The organism is Blastococcus sp. TF02A-30 (assembly GCF_003319185.1).
Classification (GTDB): domain Bacteria; phylum Actinomycetota; class Actinomycetes; order Mycobacteriales; family Geodermatophilaceae; genus Blastococcus.
Genome location: NZ_QOHJ01000001.1, coordinates 403127 through 417735, shown reverse-complemented (window position 1 = coordinate 417735; position 14609 = coordinate 403127). Strand labels below are relative to the sequence as shown.

Annotated in this window: 13 protein-coding genes; 7 read left to right on the top strand and 6 right to left on the bottom strand. The window is 74.3% G+C overall.

Annotation, left to right across the window (positions count from 1 at the left end; all coding sequences use genetic code 11):
* Positions 1-13 precede the first annotated feature (13 nt).
* Positions 14-976: a nitronate monooxygenase family protein gene (locus DQ241_RS01950; RefSeq protein WP_113828464.1), complete on the top strand. Its 963-nt coding sequence runs from the start codon at positions 14-16 to the stop codon at positions 974-976.
* Here DQ241_RS01950 and DQ241_RS01945 read toward each other — a convergent pair.
* The 4 genes from DQ241_RS01945 to DQ241_RS01930 are packed head-to-tail and all read right to left on the bottom strand — an operon-like array spanning position 973 to position 4387.
* Complete coding sequence (locus DQ241_RS01945) at positions 973-1665, bottom strand: DsbA family oxidoreductase (RefSeq protein ID WP_113828463.1); 693 nt, start codon at positions 1663-1665, stop codon at positions 973-975. The two genes, DQ241_RS01950 and DQ241_RS01945, sit on opposite strands and share 4 nt — an antisense overlap.
* A 24-nt stretch (positions 1666-1689) precedes the next feature.
* The gene (locus DQ241_RS01940) at positions 1690-2706 is read right to left on the bottom strand and encodes a cation diffusion facilitator family transporter (protein ID WP_113828462.1); all 1017 of its coding nucleotides are present in this window, start codon (positions 2704-2706) and stop codon (positions 1690-1692) included.
* A gap of 41 nt (positions 2707-2747) precedes the next feature.
* Positions 2748-3125 carry an FKBP-type peptidyl-prolyl cis-trans isomerase gene (locus DQ241_RS01935; RefSeq protein WP_113828461.1) on the bottom strand — a complete coding sequence of 126 codons (378 nt, stop codon included), beginning with the start codon at positions 3123-3125 and terminating at the stop codon, positions 2748-2750.
* Complete coding sequence (locus tag DQ241_RS01930) at positions 3113-4387, bottom strand: MFS transporter (protein ID WP_233492154.1); 1275 nt, start codon at positions 4385-4387, stop codon at positions 3113-3115. Before DQ241_RS01930 ends, DQ241_RS01935 begins: the two co-directional genes overlap by 13 nt.
* Positions 4388-4607: 220 nt before the next feature.
* Here DQ241_RS01930 and DQ241_RS01925 point away from each other — a divergent pair, with 220 nt between their 5' ends.
* From DQ241_RS01925 to DQ241_RS01910, 4 genes are all read left to right on the top strand, one after another.
* On the top strand, positions 4608-4994 hold the full coding sequence (locus DQ241_RS01925) for a VOC family protein (RefSeq protein ID WP_113828460.1): 387 nt from the start codon (positions 4608-4610) through the stop codon (positions 4992-4994).
* A 17-nt stretch (positions 4995-5011) separates the two neighbouring features.
* Positions 5012-6733 (top strand): alpha-glucosidase, encoded by a 1722-nt coding sequence (locus tag DQ241_RS01920; protein ID WP_113828459.1) that lies wholly within the window; start codon positions 5012-5014, stop codon positions 6731-6733.
* Between the two features lie 71 nt (positions 6734-6804).
* Entirely contained in the window at positions 6805-9174 is a 2370-nt protein-coding gene (locus tag DQ241_RS01915) for a cation-translocating P-type ATPase (protein WP_113828458.1), read from the top strand.
* 57 nt (positions 9175-9231) lie between these two features.
* Complete coding sequence (locus tag DQ241_RS01910) at positions 9232-10236, top strand: MerR family transcriptional regulator (protein WP_199583971.1); 1005 nt, start codon at positions 9232-9234, stop codon at positions 10234-10236.
* An 11-nt stretch (positions 10237-10247) separates the two neighbouring features.
* Here the strand turns inward: DQ241_RS01910 and DQ241_RS01905 are convergent, their stop codons facing one another.
* Both DQ241_RS01905 and DQ241_RS01900 read right to left on the bottom strand, forming a co-directional pair.
* Positions 10248-11504, bottom strand: a complete 1257-nt coding sequence (locus DQ241_RS01905) for an acyl-CoA dehydrogenase family protein (RefSeq protein ID WP_113828456.1) — start codon at positions 11502-11504, stop codon at positions 10248-10250.
* A gap of 93 nt (positions 11505-11597) precedes the next feature.
* Entirely contained in the window at positions 11598-13556 is a 1959-nt protein-coding gene (locus DQ241_RS01900; protein WP_113828455.1) for an acetoacetate--CoA ligase, read from the bottom strand.
* A gap of 60 nt (positions 13557-13616) precedes the next feature.
* Between DQ241_RS01900 and DQ241_RS01895 the strand changes: the two genes are divergently transcribed.
* On the top strand, positions 13617-14018 hold the full coding sequence (locus DQ241_RS01895) for a DUF2237 family protein (RefSeq protein WP_113828454.1): 402 nt from the start codon (positions 13617-13619) through the stop codon (positions 14016-14018).
* Between the two features lie 13 nt (positions 14019-14031).
* Positions 14032-14535 carry a glutathione peroxidase gene (locus DQ241_RS01890; RefSeq protein ID WP_113828453.1) on the top strand — a complete coding sequence of 168 codons (504 nt, stop codon included), beginning with the start codon at positions 14032-14034 and terminating at the stop codon, positions 14533-14535.
* The last annotated feature ends 74 nt before the right edge of the window (positions 14536-14609 follow it).

The following is a 14609-nucleotide window of genomic DNA, read 5'->3' as shown; positions in this document are numbered from 1 at the left end:
GCAGGATGGGCAGGTGCTCACCACCGCGCTGACCCGCCGCTTCGCACTCACCGCCCCGGTCGTCGGCGCCCCGATGGCCGGGGTCGCGGGCGGCGAGCTCGCCAGGGCGGTCTCGCTGGGCGGTGGGCTCGGGATGATCGGGGTGGGCAGCGCGACGCCGTCCTCGTGGCTGGCCGAGCAGTGCGCGATCCCCCGCGCCGACGGGCTGCCGTTCGGTGTCGGGCTGATGGCGTGGGCGCTGGCCGACCGACCGGACCTGCTCGACACCGCGATCGACGCCGTTCCGGACCTCGTGTCGGTGTCCTTCGGCGACCCGGCACCGTTCGTGCGCCGCCTGCACGACGCCGGGATCCCCGTCGCGATGCAGGTGAACACCGTCGACGACGTACGCCGGGCCGAGGCCGCCGACGTCGACATCGTGGTCGCCCAGGGCACCGAGGCGGGCGGCCACACCGGGCACCGGGCCACCCTGCCGCTGCTGCAGGAGGTCCTCGCGCTCACCGACCGGCCCGTGCTGGCCGCCGGGGGCATCGCCACCGGCGCCGGGCTCGCCGCCGTCCTCGCCGCGGGGGCGGCGGGCGCGTGGATCGGGACGCCGCTGCTCGCCTGCGCCGAGGCGACCAACTCCCCCGCCGCCCGGGCCCGCGTGCTGGGCGCGGCGGGCGAGAGCACCGTGCTCACCCGGGCCTTCGACGTGGCACAGCGGCTGCCGTGGCCGGAGCGCTGGCCCGGCCGGGCCCTGGTCAACCAGTTCTCCCGGACCTGGCACGGGCGGGAGGAGGAGCTGGCGCGGGACGACGAGGCCTCCCGCCGCGTGGTCGAAGCGCGGCGGACCGACGACCTGGAGCAGGGGCCGCTCTACGCGGGCGAGTCGGTCGGGCTGGTCACCGAGGAGCGGTCGGCGGCCGATGTCGTCCGCTCTCTCGCCGCGGACGCCGAGGTGGCCCTGCGCCGGGCGGTCGGCCTGCTCGGCTAGACGGCGCAGCTGTCGTCGGTGCAGCCGTCGGCGGCCGGGAGCGTGACCAGGGGGTTCGCGTCGGCCCAGGCGCGCTCCAGGATCTGCAGCAGCAGCTCGGCGGGCTGGGCGCCGGCGGCGCCGTACTTGCGGTCGACGACGAAGAACGGGACGCCGGTCGCGCCGAGGGTGCGGGCCGTGGCGATGTCGTCCTGCACCGCGGGCAGGTAGCGGCGGTCGGCCAGGACCTCGCGGACCTCGGCCTCGGCCAGCCCGACCTCGACGGCGAGGGCCACGAGGGAGTCGACGGCGAACACGTCGCGCCCCTCCTCGAAGTGCGCGTGCAGGAGGCGCTCCTTGAGCTCGCCCTGCCGGCCATGCTCGGCGGCCAGGTGCAGCAGCTCGTGGGCGCGCAGGGTGTTGCCGCTGACGCCGTTCGCCAGGTCGTAGTGCAGCCCCTCACCCGCGGCCACCTCCTCGACCTGGGCCATGTTCGCCCGCATCTGGTCCTCGCTGGCGCCGTACTTGCGGGCCAGGGCGGGCAGCGTCGCGTGCGTCTCGCCCTCGGGGACGCTCGGGTCGAGCTGGAACGAGCGCCAGACGATCTCGACCTGGTCGCGGTGCGGGAACTGCTTCAGCGCGGTCTCCAGACGACGCTTGCCGATGTAGCACCACGGGCACACGACGTCGGACCAGATCTCCACCTGCATGCCCCGCGCAACCTCGTTGCGGCGTCAACCATTCCGCGCGTCACCCTCCGCGGGGTGGACGTCGGCGCGGGCGCGGCCGTCGCCGGGCGTCGGGTCGAGGAAGACGTAGCGGACGCCGGGGTGCCGGGCGACCAGCCGCCGCTCGGCCTCGTCCGACGCCCGCTCGACGTCGGCCACGGTCGCGGTGTCGGCGAAGTCGACCTTGGCCGAGACGATCAGCTGGCCCGGGCCGATGACCGTCGTCAGCAGGAACGGCACGTCGCTGACCTGCGGGAGCGCCAGGATCTCCTGCCGCAGCTCCTCCTGCAGCCCCGGCGCGATCGACTGGCCGATGAGCAGCGAGACGTTCGCCCGCGCCAGCGAGCCGGCGACGAGCAGCAGCAGGACGCCGATCAGGGTCGCGGCGACGCCGTCCCACAGCGGGTCGCCGGTGACGTGCTCCAGGAACAGGCCGGCGGCGGCGAGCACCAGCCCGACCAGCGCGGCGCTGTCCTCGAAGGTGACCGCCTTGACGGTCGTGTCGCTGGTCTCGGCGAGGTAGCGGCGCGGCGTCGTCCCCCACTTCCGGGCCTCCGAGCGGACCTGCTTGACCGCCTTGAGCAGCGAGGAGCCCTCGAGCACGAACGCGATCGCCAGCACGATGTAGGCGATCAGCGGCTCGCCCTGCTCCTCGCCGGCGCGGATGGTGCTCACGCCCTGCCAGATCGAGAAGCCCGCGCCGAGCGTGAAGGTGGCCAGGCAGGCCAGCAGGGCCCAGAAGTAGGTCTCCCGGCCGTAGCCGACCGGGTGCCGCTCGTCGGGGTCCTTGTCGCCGCGCTTGAGCGCGACGAAGAGCAGCACCTCGGTGATGGTGTCGGCCAGCGAGTGCGCCGCCTCCGACAGCATCGCCGAGGAGTGGCTGATCAGGCCGCCGACGAGCTTGGCGACGGCGATGCCGAGGTTCGCCAGCCCGGCGACGACGACGGTGGCGGTGGACTCACCGCCCTCGCCGGTGGCCGCCTTCACCAGGGCGTGCTCGGAGGCCGGGGCGGGCTGCGTCATGGCAGCCCCGGTGCCCCGGAGGGCACCGGGGCATGCGCCCCCTAGCGGACGCCGACGAGGTCGACGACGAAGACCAGCGTCGCGCCGGGCTTGATGACGCCACCGGCGCCGCGCTCGCCGTACGCCTTGTGCGCCGGGATGGTCAGCCGGCGGCGGCCGCCGACCTTCATGCCGACGATGCCCTCGTCCCAGCCCTGGATGACCATGCCGACGCCCACGCGGAACTCCAGCGGGTCGCCCCGGTCCCAGGAGGCGTCGAACTGCTCGCCGCCGTCGTGGGTGACGCCGACGTAGTGCGCGCTCACCAGGTCGCCCGCCTTGGCCTCGGGGCCGTCGCCGACGACGAGGTCCTCGATCACCAGGTCGTCCGGGGCAGGCCCGGTCGGCGGCTCGACGTCCGGTCGGCTCAGCTCGGCCACGGTTCTCCCTCCCGAGCCGGGGCGTTCCCGGCCTCGGGCTCCATCCAAGCAGTGGCCGGCACGGGGCTCTCCTCGACGTGGGCCGCGACCGCCGCCCCGGGGGGTGCGGTGTCCAGCGGGTGGGCCAGCTCGTCGGCCGGCAGCCGCGCGACCAGGATCGCGATCACGGCGAGCACCGGCGGCACCAGCCCGGCGACCAGGAACGTCGTCGTCAGGCCGATGACCTCGCCCACCGTGCCGGCCAGCGCCATCGACAGCGGCATGAGGCTCAGCGACATGAAGAAGTCCAGGCTGGACACCCGGCCGAGCAGCGCGGGCGGCACCCGGCGCTGCAGCAACGTGCCCCAGATGACCGTCGCGGCCTGGAAGGTGGCGCCCATGACCGCGCTGGCGACGAAGAACGGCCACAGCTCGGTGGCGAACCCGAAGACCACCATGGGCACGCAGCCCAGGCCCCAGAGCAGGTTCATCACCGTCAGGTAGCGGCGCGGGAGCCGCAGCGACGCCACGACGACCGAGCCCAGCGCACCCCCGATGCCGAAGGCGGCCAGCGCCCAGGCGTGGTCGCGCGGGCCGCCGCCGATGTCCTGGAGCGCGAAGGGCACCAGCACCTCGAACGGCCCGATGAACACCAGGACCATCACCGACGCGTAGAGCAGCGTGGCCAGCAGCCAGGGCGTGCGGGCCATGTAGGCGAAGCCCTCGCGGACGTCCCCCAGCAGGGCCGCGACGCCGGCTCCCTTCTCCGTGTCGTCCCGGCGCAGGGGCGTGCGCGGCAGCCCCGCGACGCAGGCGGCGGCGAGCAGCGAGGCCAGCGCGGTGACCGCCAGCGCCGCACCCGGGGAGAAGGCCGCGACGAGGAAGCCGGCGGCCGCCGGTCCCGCGGCCTGGGCCAGCACCGGGCGCACCACGCCCTCAAGGCCGTTGGCGGCGAGCAGCTCGTCGTCGGGCACCAGCGCGGGGACCAGCGCCGAGTACGCGGGGTAGTAGAGGCCGGCCACGACGCCGTCGGCGAGCGCCAGCACCGCCAGCTGCCACAGCTCCAGGACCCCGGAGAGCGAGAGCACCGCGGCGACGGCGACCGCCACCGTCTGCGCCGTCGTCACGGCGAGCAGGATCCGGCGCTGCGGCACGCGGTCGGCCAGCGCGCCGCCGAGCAGCGTCGTCATCAGCATCCCGACCGCGCTGAGCCCCGTGACCAGCGACAGCGCGGCCGGCCCACCCTCGAGCTCGACCACCTGCCACACGACGCGATCGCCCACAGGCCCTGGGTGAGCAGGGAGAGGGCGAGGGACGTGGCGAGCAGGCGGTACGCGTCGTGCCGCAGCGGGGCGAGCGCGCGCGGCAGGGCGGTCATGGGGTGGTCCTCCGCGGGTGGGTGGGCGCTCATCGTCGACGACGGGTACGACAGGACGCACGCCATTTCACCCACGGCGCAGCGCGCGGCCCCCGCTGTCGGTCCCCGCCGCTACGGTCCGCGCCATGATCGACCACCTGGGGCTCCAGGTCGCCGACAGCGCGGCGGCGGCCACCTTCTACCTGCAGGTCTTCGCCGCGTGCGGCGTGCGCGAGGCCATGCGCATCGACACCCCCGGCGGGCCGGTGATCGGCCTGTGCGGCCCCGACGGCCAGCCGCAGCTGTGGGTCAGCCCGATGGAGGACACCGGGCACCGGCCGGTCCACCTGGCGCTGGCGGCGCCCTCGCGCGAGGCTGTCGACGAGGTGTTCGCCGCCGCCCGGGCGACGGGCACGGAGATCCTGCACGAGCCGCGGATCTGGCCCGAGTACCACCCGGGCTACTACGGGGTCTTCTTCCGGGATCCCGACGGCAACAACGTCGAGGCGGTGCACCACGGCCCGCCGTCCTGACCTGCGGAGGAGCCGCCGTGCCCGACCAGACCCCGCCCTGGTGGACCCGCGCGGTCGTGTACCAGATCTACCCGCGCTCGTTCATGGACTCCGACGGCGACGGCATCGGTGACCTGGGCGGGATCCTGCAGCGCGTCGACCACCTGGCCGATCTCGGCGTCGACGTCGTCTGGCTCTCGCCGGTCTACCCCTCGCCGCAGGCCGACAACGGCTACGACATCAGCGACTACCAGGACATCGACCCGCTGTTCGGCTCGCTGGCGCAGCTCGACGAGCTGATCGCCGCGCTGCACGCCCGCGGGATGAAGCTGGTCATGGACCTGGTGGTCAACCACACCAGCGACGCGCACCCGTGGTTCCAGGAGTCCCGGTCGTCGACCGACAACCCGAAGCGCGACTGGTACTGGTGGCGCCCCCCGCGCGCGGGCATGGCGGCGGGCGACCCCGGCGCGGAGCCGACCAACTGGCAGTCGTTCTTCTCCGGCCCGGTGTGGGAGCTCGACGAGGCGAGCGGCGAGTACTACCTGCACCTTTTCGACCGCCGGCAGCCCGACCTGAACTGGGAGAACCCCCAGGTCAGGCAGGCGATCTACGAGATGATGCGGTGGTGGCTCGACCGCGGGGTCGACGGCTTCCGCATGGACGTCATCAACATGATCAGCAAGGACCTGCGCGGCCGGGACGGGGCCGCGGACGGGCACCTGCACGACGGGCCCCCGCTGCCGGGTTCGTCGCTGGGTGACGGCTCGGCCTCCTACCTGTGCGGCCCGCGGATCCACGAGTTCCTGCAGGAGATGCACCGCGAGGTCTTCGCCGGGCGCCCCGACCGGCTGCTCACGGTGGGCGAGATGCCCGGCGTGACGGTCGAGGAGGCGCGGCTGTTCACCGACCCGGCCCGCGGTGAGGTGGACATGGTCTTCCAGTTCGAGCACGTCGGCCTGGACCACGGGACGTCGAAGTGGGACGTCCACCCGCTGCGGATGCGCGACCTCAAGGCCTCCTTCGGCCGCTGGCAGGCGGGGCTGGCCGACGTCGGCTGGAACTCCCTCTACTGGGACAACCACGACCAGCCGCGCGCCGTCTCCCGCTTCGGCGACGACTCCCCGGAGTACCGCCGTGACTCCGCGACCTGCCTGGCCACGCTGCTGCACCTGCACCGGGGGACGCCGTACGTCTACCAGGGCGAGGAGATCGGGATGGCCAACTACCCGTTCCGCTCGCTCGACGAGTTCGCCGACGTCGAGTCGCTCAACCACCACGTGCACGCGGTGTCGGCCGGGCACGACGCGGCGGAGGTGCTGGCCGCGCTGCGGACGATGAGCCGGGACAACGCCCGCACCCCCGTGCAGTGGGACGCCTCGCCGCACGCCGGCTTCACCACCGGGACGCCGTGGCTGGCGGCCAACCCGGACCACGTCGAGTGGAACGTCGCTGCGCAGCGGGAGGACCCGACCTCCGTCCTGGCCCACTACCGGCGGCTCATCGAGCTGCGGCACACCGACGACGTCGTCGCGCTGGGCGACTTCACCATGCTGCTCGCCGAGCACGAGGAGGTGTACGCGTTCACCCGCTCGCTGGCCGGCCGCACGCTGCTCGTCGTCTGCAACCTGTCGCGGACCACGCAGCGGCTGGGCGAGCTGCTGCCCGAGGCGCCGGCCGCCGAGCTCGTCCTCGGCAACCTGCCCGACGACGACCCGGCGGAGCTGCGCCCGTGGGAGGCCCGCGTCCTGCGTCTCTGACCCGACCCTTGCGTATACCCCCCAGGGGTACTACCTTTCCTCCCGTCGGTGATCCGACGGGAGGAGTGGCCATGAACGTCCAGGAGACGACGGCGGTCCTCGAGGTCTCGGGAGTGCACTGGGCCTCGTCGAAGTCCGTGGCGGAGACCGTGCTCGGCAGGCGGCCCGGCGTCCTGCGGGTGGACGCCAACCCGGTGTCCCAGACCGCCACGGTGACCTACGACCCCGCGCGCACCTCGGTGGAAGAGCTGTCGGGCTGGATCCGCGACTGCGGGTACCACTGCGCCGGGCAGTCGGTCCCCGCGCACGTCTGCGACCCGGCCGCCGAGCCGCAGGCCGGACACGGGGGGCACGAGCACGGCGGGCACCGGGCGGCGACCGCGCAGGAGGCCATGGGCCACGGCGGGCACCACGGCTCGATGTCGATGGACGACATGGCCCGGGACATGCGCAACCGGTTCCTGGTCGCCGCGGTGCTGTCCGTGCCGATCCTGCTGTGGTCGCCGATCGGCCGCGACGTCCTCGGGTTCGGCCTGGCGGCGCCGTTCGGGCTGCGCGACGACGTCTTCTCGCTGCTGCTGTCGCTGCCGGTCGTCCTCTGGTCGGCCTGGATCTTCTTCGACGGCGCCTACCGGGCCCTGCGCGCGCGGACGCTGGACATGATGGTGCTGGTGGCCGTGGCCGTCGGCACCGGCTGGCTGTACAGCGTCGTCATCACGCTGACCGGCGGCGGGGAGGTGTTCTACGAGGCCGCGACGGTGCTGACCGCCTTCGTCCTGCTCGGGCACTGGTTCGAGATGCGGGCGCGAGGCGGCGCCAACGACGCCATCCGCACGCTGCTCGAGCTCGCCCCGCCGCGGGCGGTGGTCCTGCGCGACGGCCGGCCGGTGGAGCTGCCGACCTCGGAGGTCGTCGCCGGCGACCTGCTGCTCGTGCGGCCGGGCGCGAAGGTCCCCGTCGACGGCGTCGTCGAGGACGGCGAGTCCGAGGTGGACGAGTCCATGGTGACCGGCGAGAGCCTGCCGGTGCCCAAGGGGCGGGGTGCCGAGGTGATCGGCGCCTCGGTCAACACCACCGGCACGCTGCGCGTGCGGGCGACGAAGGTCGGCGCCGACACCGCGCTGGCGCAGATCGTCGCGCTCGTGCAGCAGGCGCAGAACTCCAAGGCGCCCGGCCAGCGGCTGGCCGACCGCGCCGCGTTCTGGCTGGTGTTCGTCGCCCTGATCGGCGGGGGCCTGACCTTCGCCGTGTGGCTGCTCTCGGGCGCCTCGGTGGCCACCGCCGTGCTCTTCGCCATCACGGTCGTCGTCGTGACCTGCCCCGACGCCCTGGGGCTGGCGACACCGACGGCGATCATGGTCGGCACCGGGCTGGGCGCGCGGCGGGGCGTGCTGTTCAAGACCGCCACCGCCCTGGAGGCCTCGGCCCGCATCGACACCGTGGTGATGGACAAGACCGGCACGCTGACCCGCGGCGAGCCCGAGGTCACCGACCTGGCGGTCGACGGCCTGGCGGAGGACGACCTCCTGGCGCTGGCCGCCGCCGTCGAGCGGGAGTCGGAGCACCCGCTGGCGGCAGCCGTCGTCCGGTACGCCGAGGCCCGCGGCGTCCCGGTGCTGCCCGCGGAGGGCTTCCGGAACGTGCCCGGTCACGGGGCCTCCGCCGTGGTGGCCGGCCGGCGGGTGCTCGTCGGGAGCGCGAAGCTCCTGGCCGATGAGGGCGTGCCGCCCGGCGCGCTGGCCGCCCGCCGCGAGGAGTGGGCCGGGAGCGGGCGGACCGCCGTGCTGGTCGCCGTCGACGGCCGCACCGCCGGGGTCGTCGCCCTGGCGGACGCGGCCCGGCCGACCGCGGCCGCAGCGGTGGCCGCCCTGCACGAGGCCGGCGTCGACGTCGTGATGCTCAGCGGCGACAACGAGGCCACCGCCCGCCGGATCGCCGACCAACTCGGCATCGGCTCGGTGATCGCCGAGGTGCTGCCCGGCGACAAGGCGGCGAAGGTGGCCGAGCTGCAGGCGGCCGGCCGGCGTGTCGCCATGGTCGGGGACGGCGTGAACGACGCGCCGGCGCTGGCGCAGGCCGACCTGGGCATCGCGATCGGCGCGGGCACCGACGTCGCCATCGAGACCGCGGACGTCGTCCTCATGCGGTCCGACCCGCTGGACGTGCCCACCGCCCTGGTCATCGGGCGCGGGACGCTGCGCAAGATGCGGCAGAACCTGGGCTGGGCGATCGGCTACAACGCGATCGCGCTGCCCATCGCCGCGGGCGTGTTCGAGCCGGCCTTCGGGCTGATGCTCCGACCGGAGATCGCCGCGCTGTCGATGTCCGGGTCGAGCTTCCTGGTGGCGGTCAACGCGCTGCTGCTCAAGCGGCTGCGCCTGCCGGACCGCCCCGAGCAGCCCGCCGCGCCCGCGCCGGAGCCCGTGCCCGCGGGCCGCTGACCCGGGCGGCGGGTCCTGGTTGACTCTCGACCCGGTCGAGGCCCGAGGGTCGGGGACGTGGAGGAGCGCATGCGCGGGATCGGCGAGATGTCGCGGGAGTCGGGCCTGTCGGTGAGCGCCCTGCGGTTCTACGACGGTGCCGGGCTGCTCGTGCCGGCCGCCGTGGACCCGTGGAGCGGTTACCGCCGGTACAGCGACGACCAGGTGGTCACCGCCCGGCTGCTGGCCCGCCTCCGGCGGGTGGGGATGCCGTTGCCCCAGGTCCGCCGGCTGCTCGAGCACCGGGACGACGCCGCCCTGGTCGACCGCCTGCTCCGGGCGCACCTCGCGCGCCTGGAGCAGGGGCTCGCCGACGCCCGCCGTGAGCTCTCCGCTGCCCGCACCCTGCTGAGCCTGGAGAGCCCCATGACCACCCGCCTGACCACCACCGCCGAGGCGTTGCGCGCCGCCCTGCGCACCGTGCGCTACGCCGTCGGCACCGATCCCGAGCTGCCGATGCTCACCGGCGTGCTGCTCGACGCCGGGGACGGCGCCGTCCGGCTGGCCGCCACCGACCGCTACCGGCTGGCCGTCGCGTCCCTCGACGCCACGCTGGAGGGCCCGGCCGCCAGCGTGCTGCTGCCGGTCGCGCTGGTCGACCAGCTGCTGGCCGGCGAGACCACCGGCCCGGTCACGGTCGAGCTGGACGGCGACGACGTCGTCGTCGGGACCGTGCGCGGCCGCCGGCTCGATGCGGAGTTCCCCGACTACCGCCGCGTGCTGCCTGCCGGCGCGGAGCACCGCCTCGACGTCGACGCCGCCGAGCTGCGCACGATCCTGGCGGAGGCGCCGACGCGCACCGTCCCGACCGGCCCGGACGGCGCGGAGGAGACCGCCACCGTGCTGACCCTGGGCGACGTCGAGATGGGCGTGAACCGCGCGTTCCTGCTCGAGGCGCTGGACGCCGGGGGCGCCGGGCAGCTGGTGCTCGAGCTCGACGGCCCGCTGGCGCCGCTGGCGATCCGCGACCCGCGGCGTCCCGGCGACGTCAGCCTGCTGATGCCGATCCGCCTGACCGCGTGATCACTGCGCGCTCACGACAGGGGCGACCGGGGCAGCAGGCGGTCGCTGATGATCCGCTTCTGGATCTCGCTGGTGCCCTCGAAGATCGTGGTGAGCCGGGCGTCGCGCCAGTGCCGCTCGACCTGCCGCTCGGTGGTGTAGCCGTTGCCGCCGTGCAGCTGCATGGCCTGGTTGGTCACCCGCACCGACATCTCGGTGGCCTCCAGCTTCACCATCGAGGCCTCCTTGGCCACCGGCAGGCCCAGGTCGAGCAGGTGGGCGACCTGCCGGTAGAAGGCGCGGGACTGCTCGATCTGCGCGGCCATCTCCGCGACGGCGAAGCGCAGCGCCTGGAAGTCGCCGATCGGGTGGCCGAACTGCTCGCGCTCCTGCAGGTACAGGATCGAGTCCTCCAGCGCCGCGCGCGCCAGCCCGACGGCCCGGGCCGCGGTGTGCACCCGGGCGGTGTTGAGGAACTTCTGCGCCTCGGCGAACCCCGCCTGCTCGGCCGCCTTCCCCTCCTCCGCGCTGTCCTCCTGCGCGGCCTTGGCCTGGTCGACCACGTTCTCGCGGGGGATCCGGACGCCGTCGAAGGTCAGGTCCCAGGTCAGGAAGCCGTGGTAGCCGATCTTGTCGATCGGGGTGCCGGAGAGGCCCTCCGGGAACTCGCCGCGCTTCTTCTCCAGCAGCAGGTTGAGCAGCCCGGCCGACCGGGACTCGCCCTCCTCGGGATCCCGCTCGCGCACCAGCACCTGGATGAAGTCGGCGGCCTCGGCGTTGCCGCACCAGCGCTTGCGGCCGGTGACCACCCACTCGTCGCCGTCCAGGACGGCACGGGTGGATACCCCGGCCAGGTCGGAGCCCGCATCGGGCTCGGACAGCGCGATCGCGCCGATCCACTCGCCGCGGGCGCTGCGCGCCAGCAGGTCGCGCCGGCGCTCCGCATCGGGCACCGCCGTCCCCAGGCCCTGCGAGCGGGCCAGGATGCTGGCCGTCGACATCCAGGCGCGGGCCAGCTCCTCGCTCACCATGCAGTACTCGAAGACGCCCAGGCCCAGGCCGCCGGCCTCGGCCGGCACGGTGATGCCGAAGTAGCCGAGCTCGGCCAGCCGGTCGAGCAGGGAGGCCGGGATGAGCCCCTTCTGCGGGTCGAGCTCGTTCGCGACCGGGAGGACCTCCTCCATCGCGAACCGGCGGGCCTGCTCCTGGAGCGCCTCCCGCTCGGGCGTGTGCCACGGCGGCAGCAGCACGGGGGGCTGCGGCTCCAGGACCTCGTCGGCGCTCGTCATGGCTCGTCCTCCTCGCTGAGGGCGGTGATCACTACACCTTGGCGGGTGGACCTTCCCCCCGCAGGCCGGCGTCATCCGCCGAGGTGACCAGCCTCACCCGTGGCGGGAACGGGCCAGCCGCACGTAGTGCTCGACCAGCGAGGCGTCGTCGACCGCACCGGTGTTGACCGCCTTGGCCGGGTCGACGCCCTGGAACAGCCGCTTGAGCGGCACCTCCAGCCGCTTGCCCGTGCGGGTGTGCGGCACGCCGGGGACGGCGATGACCTCGTCGGGCACGTGCCGCGGGCTCGCGTTCGCCCGGATCGCCGCCTTCAGCCGGCCGACCAGCTCGTCGGTCAGCTCCTCGCCGGGCGCCAGCTGCACGAACAGCGGCATCCAGTAGCCGCCCTCGGGCAGCTCCACCCCGAGGACGACGCAGTCGACGACCTCCGGGACCGCCTCGACGGCGGCGTAGATGTCGGCGGTGCCCATGCGCACGCCGCCGCGGTTCAGCGTGGAGTCCGAGCGGCCGGTGATGATGCAGGTGCCGCGCTCGGTGATCTCCAGCCAGTCGCCGTGCCGCCAGACTCCGGGCCACGGCTCGAAGTAGGCCGCGCGGTAGCGGGCGCCGTCGGGGTCGTTCCAGAAGTGCAGCGGCATCGAGGGCATCGGCTCGGTGACCACGAGCTCGCCGAGCTCGCCCACGACCGGCTGCCCGTCCTCGTCCCACGCCTCGGCCCTCACCCCGAGCATCGGCCGCTGCAGCTCGCCGGCCGTCACCGGCAGCAGCGGGCTGGACCCGATGAAGCCGGTGGCGACGTCGGTGCCGCCCGACGCCGAGGTGAGCTGCAGGTCGGTGCCGACGGCGTCGTAGACCCAGAGGTAGGAGGCGGCCGGCAGCGGCGAGCCCGTGGAGGCCAGCACCCGCAGGGCCGAGAGGTCGTGTTGCTCCCCCGGGCGCACCCCGGCCTTCTGGCAGGCGGCGAGGTAGCCGGGGCTGGTGCCCAGCAGCGTGACCCCGACGCGGGCGGCGAGGGCGAACTGCGCGTCGACCGACGGGTACGCCGGGGCGCCGTCGTGCAGCACCGCCGTCGCCCCGCTGAGCAGCGAGGACACCACGACGTTCCACATCATCCAGGCGGTCGAGGTGTACCAGTAGAAGCGGTCACCGGGGCCGAGGCTCTGGTGCAGCAGCCCCGACTTGAGCTGCTCGAGCACCACCCCGCCGTGCCCGTGCACGATGCCCTTGGGCAGCCCGGTCGTCCCGGACGAGTAGAGGATCCACAGCGGCGCGTCGAAGGGCGTCGGCTCGAACACCGGGTCCTGCGCGTCGGCGACCGCCTCGGCCCAGGGCAGCGCGTCGTCGGGCACCTCGTCCGGGAACAGCCGGGGGACCGCGACCGTCGTCCGCACGGTCGGAAGCCCGGCCCGCAGCTCGGCGACGACGTCGCGCCGGTCGTGGTCCGTCCCGTTGAACCGGTAGCCGTCGACGGCGACCAGCACGGTGGGCTCGATCTGGGCGAACCGGTCGAGGACGGCGCGGGTGCCGAAGTCGGGCGCGCACGACGACCACACCGCGCCGATCGAGGCCGCGCCGAGGAACGCGACCACCGCCTCGGGGACGTGCGGCAGGTAGCCGGCCACCCGGTCCCCCGGCCGCACGCCCGCGCGGCGCAGCGTCGCGGCGAACGCGCCCACCTGCGACCGGAGCTCGGCCCAGGAGACCTCGTAGGGCTCGGCGTCCTCGGCGGCGACGACCAGCGCGGGGTGGGCGTCCGACGCCGCCCGGAACACCTGCTCGGCGTAGTTCACCGTCGTCCCGGGGAACCACACCGCTCCCGGCATCTCCCGCGAGGGGAGCACCCGCTCGTCCGGGACGTCGAGCACGCCGGCCCAGCGGGCGAGGTCGCCCCAGAACTGGTCGAGGTGCTCGACCGACCAGCGCCACAGCGCGTCGTAGCCCGGCGGGTCGCCGAAGGACAGGCCGCGGCGCTGCTCGACCCAGGACGCGAACGCGGCGACCCGGGTGGCGCGGGCGGATTCGGGGGTGGGCTGCCAGAGGACGTCGACCACGTCCGCACCCTGCCATCCTGGGCGGGCGCCGGCCACGGCGCAGCGACGCGAGGAGGCCCCGTGCGCGACCCCGGCGAGGAGCGCAACGTGCTCGGCGGTGCACTGCAGGCGTGCGGCACCGACCCGCTCACCGGCTTCTACCGCGACGGGCACTGCACCAGCGGCCCGGACGACCTGGGCCGGCACGTCGTCTGCGTCGTCGTCTCGGCGGAGTTCCTCGCGCTGCAGGCGGAGCTGGGCAACGACCTCTCCACCCCGCGCCCCGAGTACGGCTTCCCCGGGCTGCGCCCCGGCGACCGCTGGTGCGTGGTGGCCACCAGGTGGCTGCAGGCCTACCAGGCCGGTGCCGCGGCGGGGGTCGTGCTGGCCGCCACCAACGAGCGGGCGCTCGAGGTGGTACCCCTGGAGGCGCTGCGCCAGAACGCCGTCGACGTCCCCGACGACCTGAGCAGCCTCGACTGAGGGAGACCCGCGCGTGAGCGACCTGCTGGACCTGCCCCTGAGCACGCTCGCCGGCGAACCGGCGACCCTCCGGCAGCTCGCCGGCGGGGGGCCGGCCCTGGTGGTCAACGTGGCGAGCAGGTGCGGGCTGACCCCGCAGTACCGGCAGCTCGAGCAGCTGCACGAGGAGTTCGCCGGCCGCGGGTTCACCGTCGTCGGCGTCCCGTGCAACCAGTTCGCCGGCCAGGAGCCCGGGACGGCGGAGGAGATCGCCGCGTTCTGCTCGGCCACCTACGGCGTCACCTTCCCGATGACCGAGAAGCTGGAGGTCAACGGACCCGGCGCGCACCCGCTGTTCCAGCAGCTCACCCAGGCGGCCGACAGCAGCGGCGCGGCGGGCGAAGTCCAGTGGAACTTCGAGAAGTTCCTCTGCTCATCACGTCTTGAGGTAGTTGCCCGGTTCCGGCCTCAGGTCCAGCCCGACGCTCCCGAAGTTCGCGTAGCGATCGAGGCCCTCCTACTGGCCGAAGGTCGCTAGAACCGCGCCGCCCGGCAGCCTTCGCCCTGAGGGCGGCTTCAGGGACACCGGCAGAGATGGCGGCTTGAGTAGAT